An 8269-nucleotide genomic window follows, 5' to 3' on the forward strand; every position below is an offset into this window, starting at 1 on the left:
GTTCCATTCTGGCCGGTCCTCCGGGGACCGGCCATTTTCGTGCCCTTCACCCTCGACGCCAGGCAAACCGCCGTCCCGGCGGCGCCGCTATGGTTTTTGCCAAAGAGCCGCGCTATCCCTTGGCCACCGGGGGATAGTCATGGCCGACGAGCAAAAAGGGTTTCGCCTGTCGCGGCGATTGCTGCTGGGTGCGGCTGTCGTCGGCGGCGCGGTGCTGTGGGGCGGCAACACGGTGGCGCGGCTGGCACGCGGACCTTCGGGGCCGAAGAACGCAGGACGGATAGCCGATATAGACGGCTTCGCGCTGCCTCTGAAGCCGCTGGACAATGCGCCGGCCTTCGATGCGTCACTGCCCTGGTCGGCAAAGGGTGGTGACATCAACGATGCCAGCGGCCTGTCGATGACGCCGGTCTACGGCGTGGTCGAGGTCAGCGGGGACGAGCACATCGCCAAGGCCCTGGCCTTCGCGCGTGCCAATGGGCTGAAAATATCGCTGGCCGCCATCCGCCATTCCATGGGCGGGCATGCCTTCGACGACAACGCGCTGGTGCTCGACCTCAGAAAGTTCAACAGGGTCACCGTCGATGCGGCGGCCAAGACCATGACCCTGCAGCCGGGCGCGCGCTGGCATGACATCCAGAACCTTCTGCATCCGCACTTCGCGGTGAAGGCGATGCAGTCGACCGACATCTTCTCGGTCGGCGGTTCGCTGTCGGCCAATGCGCATGGCATGGACCACCAGGCGGGTTCGGTGGCGGGCTCGATCCGCTCGATGCGGGTGATGCTGGCCGACGGTTCGGTGACGACCTGCTCGCCGACCGAGAACACCGATCTGTTCCGCCACGTCGTCGGCGGTTACGGCCTGTTCGGCGTGGTGCTGGAGGCGACGCTCGACATCGTCGACAACGCCGTCTACCGCACCTCGCGCGAAATCATCAAATCGGACGATTTTCCGGAATTCTTCGCCAAGGTGCTGGAGCCGAACAAGGATATCGGCCTGTTCTACGGCCATCTGTCGACGGCGCCCGGCAATTTCCTCGAGGACATGATCGTCTACCGTTACGACAAGGTGGCCGAGCGGCCGCCGGCCGATCAGCCCGAGATCGGCGAACCGGGATCGGTCGGGTTGAAGCGGGTGATCATCAACCTGGCGAAATGGGGCAGCCTGTTCCAGGAATTGAAGTGGTTCACCGAAAAGACACTGGAGCCGAAATTCGAAAGCTGCACGGTGGCGCGCACCTCGGCCATGGCCGAGGGCGAGGCCTGTCTCGTCACCCGCAACAACCCGATGCACGATTCGGTGCCCTATCTGTTCAACGATCAGATGGAAGAGACCGACATCCTGCACGAATATTTTATTCCGCGTGCCGCCTATGTCGAATTCATCGCGGAAGCGCGCGAGATCCTGCGCAAGCAGACGCTGCCGGTGCTCAATGCTTCGGTGCGCATCGTCCACAGGGAGGATGTGGCGCTGACCTACGCGCCGGAGCCGGCCTATTCGCTGGTGCTCTACGTCAACCAGCCGACCGATGCCGACGGCAATGCCAGGATGCGGGCGCTGACGCGGGCGCTGATCGACGTGACGATCAAGCATGGCGGGCGCTTCTTCCTGCCTTACCAGCTGCATTATACGGCCAGGGAATTGCTGGCCTCCTATCCCGAACTGCCGGCCTTCCTGGCGGCGAAGCGGCAGTATGACCCAACGGAACTGTTTTCCTCGACCTTCTACCGTGCCATCAAGGCGCTGAGCGGGGTGTCGTAAGAAGCAGGAGAACAGCCATGCGGATGGTATCGGCGGCGGCACTCACCCTCATCGCGCTGTGCGCCGGACCGGCCGGAGGCGAGGATCTCAAGGCCTTCAAGCTGACCATCGACGGCGTGACGGTCGATATCGATCCCGGCGAGAGCGCCGATGTGACGCTGCCCGGCGGCAAGCAGAGCAAGGTGACGCTCGCGCGCAACGACTTCGCTACCTTTTCCGGCAGCGATTTTTCCTTCGTCCACCCCAGCGGCATTTCGGTGACCAAGACCGATCTCGGCGATGACATCACGCAGTATCTGATGGCCTCGGCGCTGGGCACGATCGTCGTCGTGCAGGAGTATGGCGCCATGAATCCGGTGTCGCTCAACCAATTGATGCTGCAGGAGATGACCAGGCAATCGGTGCAGGCCGGCGCCAAGCTGACGCAGGGGCCGACCACGCGCAAACTCGCCGACGGCAAGGAATTGACCGGGATCCGGGCCGAGGTGAAGACACGCACCGACACCGCCGATTTCGAGATCGTCGGCTTCGGCCTGGCCGATCGGGGGCTGCTGTTCATCACCCGCATTGCCGGCGAGGATGCAGCGACCGAAAAGCCGCTTGTCGACAAGTTCTGGCAGAGCCTGAAAGTCAGGTTCAGGCCGGACTAGGATCGTGTCTCAGTTTGGATTTCGGCTGGGGTTTTGCGTAACGGCGGCTCAAGTTATTCTGAAGACCCCGGGTTGGAGATCCTGCAGCATGGCGAAGCTCATTTTCAGAATGAACCAGTCACTCGACGGCTATGTCGACCACCAGAAAATGCCGTCGGGCCCGACGATCTTTCGTCACTGGATAGAGCAAGTGCGCAATTTGAGCGGCAGTGTGTACGGTCGCGGCATGTACGAGGTCATGCGCTATTGGGACGAAGACAGTCCTGAGTGGAGCGCGGAGGCGCATGAATTCGCGGCGGCGTGGCGGAGCCAACCGAAGTGGGTTGTGTCGCGCTCTCTGAAGTCGGCCGGCCCTAACGCAACACTTGTCGCGGATGACGTCGAGGCGGTGATACGCGGGCTTAAGGCTAAGCTCGTCGGGGAGATTTCAGTTTCTGGACCAGGCCTGGCACGAAGCCTGACCGACCTTGGTCTTGTAGATGCGTACCAACTCTACCTCCATCCGTTCGTGCTTGGTCATGGCAAGCCATTCTTCGCCGGCCCCCGGCCGCCGCTTCGCTTTGTGGCCAGCGATTTGATTGGCGACGACGTGATCAGGTTGACCTATGTGCCTGCCTGATCACGCGGTCGTCGAACCGAGACGCCAGCGGGCCTACAGCCCCTTCGGCACCAGTCCGGCCAGCCAGTTCACAGAGCGCTTCGCGGCGTCGGCGGTTGCCGAGGCGGCGCGGCCGAGATCGGTCTTGACCACGGCGTAGCCGTTCTTGGTGCGATAGAGCACACCGGTTCCGCCATCGACCACCTGTTCATAGGCAACGGGCCGGGCGGCGTCGGCTTCCATGGCGGTCGTCGGCGAACCGACCGAGACGCTCGGCCGGTGGCTGAGTTCCGGCGGCAGCGGGCTTTCGGTTCTGACGACGCGGCTGGCGGGCTTCAATTCCGGGCGCGATGCGGTCGCGGCCAGCTGCGAAGAGGACGACGAACCCTTCGTGCGGCAAATGCCGGAGACGAGCGGATAGTTGAAATTGCGCTCGTGCAGCATCTGGCTCTTCATCGCCGCTTCGCACTCGGCGACGGTCGACCATTTGGCCGGCGTCTCGCCGATATATTCGCAAAGCTTGGCGTCGCAGTCGCAGCCGACAATGGTCATGGCGACAAGGGCGGTCTTGATCACGGTCTTGTCCCTTCGAGATGCCCCCCGGCAGCCCTTCCATTTCTTCCCATTCCTTCGCGCGCGAACAAGGCGGGATTTGGCCGCGATTGTGGAATGGGCGTGGCGGAGCCCAGGAAATGCCTAATCTTGGCCGGGCGTGACCGAAAGGCCTCAGTAATCGTAGACGTGTTCGAGCCTGGCGCCGGACTTGATCAGCGCCGGCAGCACGAGATGCAGTTTGCGCACGGCAACGATCATGCCGGTGCGGCGCGTGGATTGATCGGCCGGCAGCGGATAGCTGAACAGGATGTGCATGCCTTCGGGAATGGCGATCGTATCGGTGGAGAGCACCGTGGCCATGATCTCGTCATTGCCGCCGATCTCGACGAAGGAGACGCCCTTGTCGATCAGGCGCAGGATCATTTCGGTGAAGACCTGATAGCGCCTGGTGACGAAGATGGTGCCGTCAGCGCCCATGTCGCGTTCGAGCAAGGTGTCGGGCTCGTTGCGCGTGGCTTCGCCGACGGGCCCCTTGGCCCAGACATGGATGTCGAGCAAGGCGGGGTCCATCGTGGCAGCGAGGGCCTTTTTTATCAGGTCGGCATAGCCCTGCTTGATGGTGTCGGCGAGGCCGAACGCCAGCTTGCGTTCGCTGGTGCGGACGGAGCTGTCGCCCGGCACCGGCTGCACGGCAAACAGGCCGGCACGCTTGTCGGCATACGGGAACTGATACCAGGGCACCTGGTCGAGAAACGCGGCATAGTCCGCCGCGACCTTGGCCTGATAAATGTCGGCGGCGGTGCGCTTGGCCGTTGTCGCCTCGGTGATGCGGCCGACCGTGTTCTCATAGGCCCACTGCAATATATGCTCGATCGAGTGGCTGGTGCCGATGATGACCAGCATCTGGTGGTTGGCATAGTTGAATTTGTAGGGAGCGCTGGCGCGGATGACCATGGCGTAGTCCTGCCAGAAGCGGCCGATATAGGACCAGTAGGGGAAGCCGCTCGGCTGGTCCTTGTCGACGAAGCCGGCATATTCGCGTGCGGCGTAGACGATCGCCCATTCCGGATAGGTGAGGAAGGTTGATTCCTCCGGCCGCTGGTAGCCGGGGATCTCGGCGCGGACCTTGTCGGCCAGCGCCTTGGGCGGGGCGCCGTCGGCAATGCCGGGCAGCGGCGTCTTGTCGAGCGACGACGTCGTCAGGAAGCCGTAGCTCAGCCCGGCGATCGGGATGAGGATGACGACGACGATCAGCCAGAGGATCGTCTTGATGAGGCGCTTCAGCCAGCGGAACAGGAACATGCCCGATCAGGCCGTGGCGAAGTGGTCGTGTACGCGCCTGGCTAGCCGGAAGCCGACATAGACGGCGAAGCCGCCGATGACGATGTGCGGCAGGTTGGCGAAGAAGCGGGCCGGGAATTCGATATCGTTGAGAGAGCGGAAGCCGTTGATGAAGATACCGGCATCGAGGCAGCCGGAACCGGTGACCAGCCCGAGCACGCCGTCGAAAAGGTAGACCGAGCCGAACAGCTTGAAATAGAACACTGCCTGGCGGTGCGAGATGAAGGCGGCGGCCAGCGCCCAGACGCCGGAGAAGGCGTGCAGCAGATCATCGTACCATTGCAGCGAGAACAGGCCGAACAGATTGCCGTCGGCATCGTTGAAGGCCGGTATGTAGCCGATGGCGACGACGCCGAAGAATAGGAAGGCATAGGCAACGGCAAGCTTCTGGACGAGCGTCATGAAGTATCCCCCTTCTACAAGCCCATTTGTAAACGCTACTCTGCCGGCCGCCTGACGCGGTTTTCTGCGCTTCCGATGCTCACGGACTCAAAGGTCCGCTGCGCTTCGGTTCTCGAAAACCACGCCATCCGACTCGGCAGAGCGCGTTTTCAAACGGGCTCTGACCAGGCGATACTAACCGATTTTAGCGCGTGGAGAAGCGGCGCTCGCAAGATCGCCGCCAAAGGGCATCGGGGGGCCAAAAAGACAGTCGGCGCCGGGATTTCTCCCAGCGCCTCCCTGTCAGATCAGGACACGGTCGCGGCAGCAACTTCCGTAAAGTCGTCGCGCCTTGCCGGCCTTGATTTTGACGGTCCTGCCAGTCCGCCGCCCGAGAGCAGCGTCCGTTCGGGACCACGCCGGTCTCCACCCTTGCGAGCTTTGCCCTGCGCACCATCGAAGGTTTTTGCCGTCCTTCATGGCAGCATCGGTCCGCCGTCGGCGTTGGCACGCTTTCCGCGGCCCCGTAGGTCTCGGCTCCGTCCCTCGAAACAGGCAAGCCTGCTCTCGCTTCGGGCCGTACGGGCCTCAGGAAATCCGCCTTTCACTTCGCCTTTCGGCTTGATGATCGGTAGCCGCCTGAGATGGGTTTAATGTACACCGAGTAAGGGTCCTGGGGAATGGCCGCTGCCCTGTGGATAGCGGGATTACCGGGGATCGTTAGCCACAAACCGGGGAATTCGAGCGCCGGCTGCTTTAGACAGCCCGCCCGCTTTTTTGCGTACGAGCCGACAGCGCCCCTTGCTCCGCCGGTGGTCGCGGGCTTCAATGCCGGCAAAGGATCGGACCTGCATGTCCGGCGCCGGGGAGGGCGGGTATTTTGAAAGTCGGAGTGGTTCTCAACCCGATTGCCGGTGGCGGCCGGCTGAAACGGCATTGGCCTGATGTTGCCGTGTCGCTGAAAAAGCATTTCGGCGAATTCGAGCTGCGCGAAACGCAGGCCGAAGGCGATGCCGAAAGGCTGGCAATCGATCTCGCAATGATTGGCTTCGATCTGGTGATTGCGGCCGGCGGTGACGGCACCGCCAGCGAAGTGGCCGACGGGCTTCTGCAGGCGGCCCAGGAGAGCGGCCGGATCACTGAACTTGGCCTGTTGCCGTGCGGCACCGGCATCGATTTCGCGCGCGGGCTCGGCCTGCCGAAAGAGGTGGATGCCGTGCTGAAGCGGTTGGCCGAAGCCAAGGGTCGCAAGGTCGATGCCGGGCGCATCGGCTACATCGACGATCACGGCGCGCTGGCCAGCCGGCACTTCATCAACATCGCCAGTCTCGGCCTGTCCGGCGCCACCGACCGCGCCGTCAATGCCGACAAGCGCAAGGGCAGGATGTCGGCCAAGGCACTGTTCCTGTGGCGCACCGTGGTGGAGTTCATCCGCTACCGTTTTCAGGACGTCAGGATCACGGTCGATGACGGCGCACCCGTCGAAGCGCGCATGGCGCTGGTGGCGGTCGCCAATGGAAAGTTCTTTGGCGGCGGCATGATGATCGCGCCGGATGCCGACCTGACCGACGGGCAGTTCGACATCGTCATCCTGCGCGCCGCCGGCAAGCTGAAGCTGATCTGGGACATCCGGCTGCTCTATGGCGGCCGGCACCGCAACCATCCGGCGATCACCATCCTGCGCGGCAGGAAAGTGGTGGTCGAGCCGCTCGGCGATGCGTCAGAGAATGGCGCCCTGGTCGATATAGACGGCGAGTCGCCGGGACGCATACCCGCGACCTTCGAGATCCTGCCGGGTGCATTGACGCTCAGATACTGAATCAAGCCGTTGACAGATTGATTCAGATGAATCCGCCCATCAATCCAACGTCCTGAAATCGCTTGATAACTGGCTGATGTCAGAGTTCCAGCTTGGCCGGAAAACCGGGCGCGCGCAGGTCGGTATCGACGGCATCCTCGAGCAATTTGACGATCTGGGTGGACCAGGCGCTGCCGCCATATTCCTGTTTGCCCATCTGGAAAATCTCACTCACAAGCGGCGCCAGTTGGAGCGGCAGTCTGAATTCCCTGCCCATCGCCAGCGCGAAGCCGAGGTCCTTCAGCGCCAGGTCCATGGTGAAGCCGATGTCGTAGGAGCCGTTGAGAATGAGCTGGCTTTCGGTCTCGTGGACGAAGCTGTTGCCGGAGGAGGCTGAGATGGCATGGTAGGACTGGGCGAGGTCGAGCCCGCCTTGTTTGGCCAACATCAGCGCCTCGCCGGCGGCGACGAGATGGATGAAGGCGAGCATGTTGGTGATCACCTTGATCACCGCCGCCGAGCCGACCGGACCCATCAGGAACGACTTTGCGCACATCGCCTCGATGGCCGGCCGATGACGTTCGTAGAGCGCTGGATCGCCGCCGACCAGCGCGGTGATCTTGCCAGCCGCCGCCAGATGCACGCCACCGGTGACCGGGCATTCCAGCGTCTCGACGCCCCTGGCCGAGGCGAGGGCCGCAAGGCGAAGAATCTCGTCGCGGCCGTTGGTGGACATCTCGATCCAGGTGCCGCCTTGGGGTAGGCCCTCCAGCAATCCGCCGGGTCCGGCCAGCACCGCTTCGCTGACCTTGGGCGAAGGCAGGCACGTGATGGCATTGCCGGCCCAGGCGGCGGCCTCGGCCGGGCTGCTCGCGGCAGTGGCGCCGAGCGCCACCAGGCGCTCGACGGCGGCCGGATCGCGGTCGAGGACGGTGACGGCAAAGCCGTTGCGGATCAGGCTGGCGGCAAGGTTTCCGCCGAGATGGCCAAGCCCGATGAAGGCGTAGCTCTTGCTCACGGCATCAGCGGGGTCTGCATCATCTGCAGATGCAGGTCCTTGCCCGTATAGGGGTGCGCGTCGCAGACCGCTTCGTTCAACTCGACGCCGAGGCCGGGCTCCTTCGAGGGGACGACGTTGCCGTCCTGCCACTCGATCTTCTTCTTCAAGAGCGTGGCATGGAAAC

8 protein-coding genes and 1 pseudogene are annotated in these 8269 nt (G+C 63.2%); 4 read left to right on the forward strand and 5 right to left on the reverse strand.

All coding sequences use genetic code 11. The features are described 5' to 3' along the window. Positions 1 to 139 precede the first annotated feature (139 nt). The 3 genes from EN994_RS09330 to EN994_RS09340 all read left to right on the forward strand — a co-directional run bounded on the left by EN994_RS09330 (position 140) and on the right by EN994_RS09340 (position 3031). Complete coding sequence (locus EN994_RS09330) at positions 140 to 1762, forward strand: FAD-binding oxidoreductase (protein ID WP_063168828.1); 1623 nt, start codon at positions 140 to 142, stop codon at positions 1760 to 1762. Between the two features lie 17 nt (positions 1763 to 1779). Further along, on the forward strand, positions 1780 to 2412 hold the full coding sequence (locus EN994_RS09335; protein WP_063168827.1) for a hypothetical protein: 633 nt from the start codon (positions 1780 to 1782) through the stop codon (positions 2410 to 2412). Positions 2413 to 2500: 88 nt separating this feature from the next. Further along, positions 2501 to 3031 (forward strand): dihydrofolate reductase family protein, encoded by a 531-nt coding sequence (locus EN994_RS09340; protein ID WP_027162137.1) that lies wholly within the window; start codon positions 2501 to 2503, stop codon positions 3029 to 3031. Positions 3032 to 3064: 33 nt separating this feature from the next. Here the strand turns inward: EN994_RS09340 and EN994_RS09345 are convergent, their stop codons facing one another. From EN994_RS09345 to EN994_RS09355, 3 genes are all read right to left on the reverse strand, one after another. After that, positions 3065 to 3586: a hypothetical protein gene (locus EN994_RS09345; protein WP_023809774.1), complete on the reverse strand. Its 522-nt coding sequence runs from the start codon at positions 3584 to 3586 to the stop codon at positions 3065 to 3067. A gap of 150 nt (positions 3587 to 3736) precedes the next feature. Next, positions 3737 to 4867, reverse strand: coding sequence for a hypothetical protein (locus EN994_RS09350; protein ID WP_063168826.1), 1131 nt, complete (start codon positions 4865 to 4867; stop codon positions 3737 to 3739). A 6-nt stretch (positions 4868 to 4873) separates the two neighbouring features. Beyond that, complete coding sequence (locus tag EN994_RS09355; protein WP_013530043.1) at positions 4874 to 5308, reverse strand: DUF4383 domain-containing protein; 435 nt, start codon at positions 5306 to 5308, stop codon at positions 4874 to 4876. Positions 5309 to 6167: 859 nt separating this feature from the next. Here EN994_RS09355 and EN994_RS09365 point away from each other — a divergent pair. Continuing rightward, complete coding sequence (locus tag EN994_RS09365) at positions 6168 to 7106, forward strand: diacylglycerol kinase family protein (protein ID WP_063168825.1); 939 nt, start codon at positions 6168 to 6170, stop codon at positions 7104 to 7106. 79 nt (positions 7107 to 7185) lie between these two features. Here EN994_RS09365 and EN994_RS09370 read toward each other — a convergent pair whose 3' ends face one another. Continuing rightward, positions 7186 to 8103, reverse strand: a complete 918-nt coding sequence (locus EN994_RS09370) for an NAD(P)-dependent oxidoreductase (RefSeq protein ID WP_063168824.1) — start codon at positions 8101 to 8103, stop codon at positions 7186 to 7188. After that, a pseudogene (locus tag EN994_RS36000) lies at positions 8100 to 8269 on the reverse strand (mandelate racemase/muconate lactonizing enzyme family protein); the annotation flags it as partial. The pseudogene EN994_RS36000 and the gene EN994_RS09370, both read right to left, overlap by 4 nt.

The organism is Mesorhizobium sp. M7A.F.Ca.CA.002.09.1.1 (genome assembly GCF_003998555.1).
GTDB classification, from domain to species: domain Bacteria; phylum Pseudomonadota; class Alphaproteobacteria; order Rhizobiales; family Rhizobiaceae; genus Mesorhizobium; species Mesorhizobium ciceri.

Coding starts and splice junctions, on each gene's coding strand:
- EN994_RS09340 (WP_027162137.1), top strand. CDS start 2,501: ATGGCGAAGCTCATTTTCAGAATGAACCAGTCACTCGACGGCTATGTC.
- EN994_RS09330 (WP_063168828.1), top strand. CDS start 140: ATGGCCGACGAGCAAAAAGGGTTTCGCCTGTCGCGGCGATTGCTGCTG.
- EN994_RS09355 (WP_013530043.1), bottom strand. CDS start 5,308: ATGACGCTCGTCCAGAAGCTTGCCGTTGCCTATGCCTTCCTATTCTTC.
- EN994_RS09335 (WP_063168827.1), top strand. CDS start 1,780: ATGCGGATGGTATCGGCGGCGGCACTCACCCTCATCGCGCTGTGCGCC.
- EN994_RS09350 (WP_063168826.1), bottom strand. CDS start 4,867: ATGTTCCTGTTCCGCTGGCTGAAGCGCCTCATCAAGACGATCCTCTGG.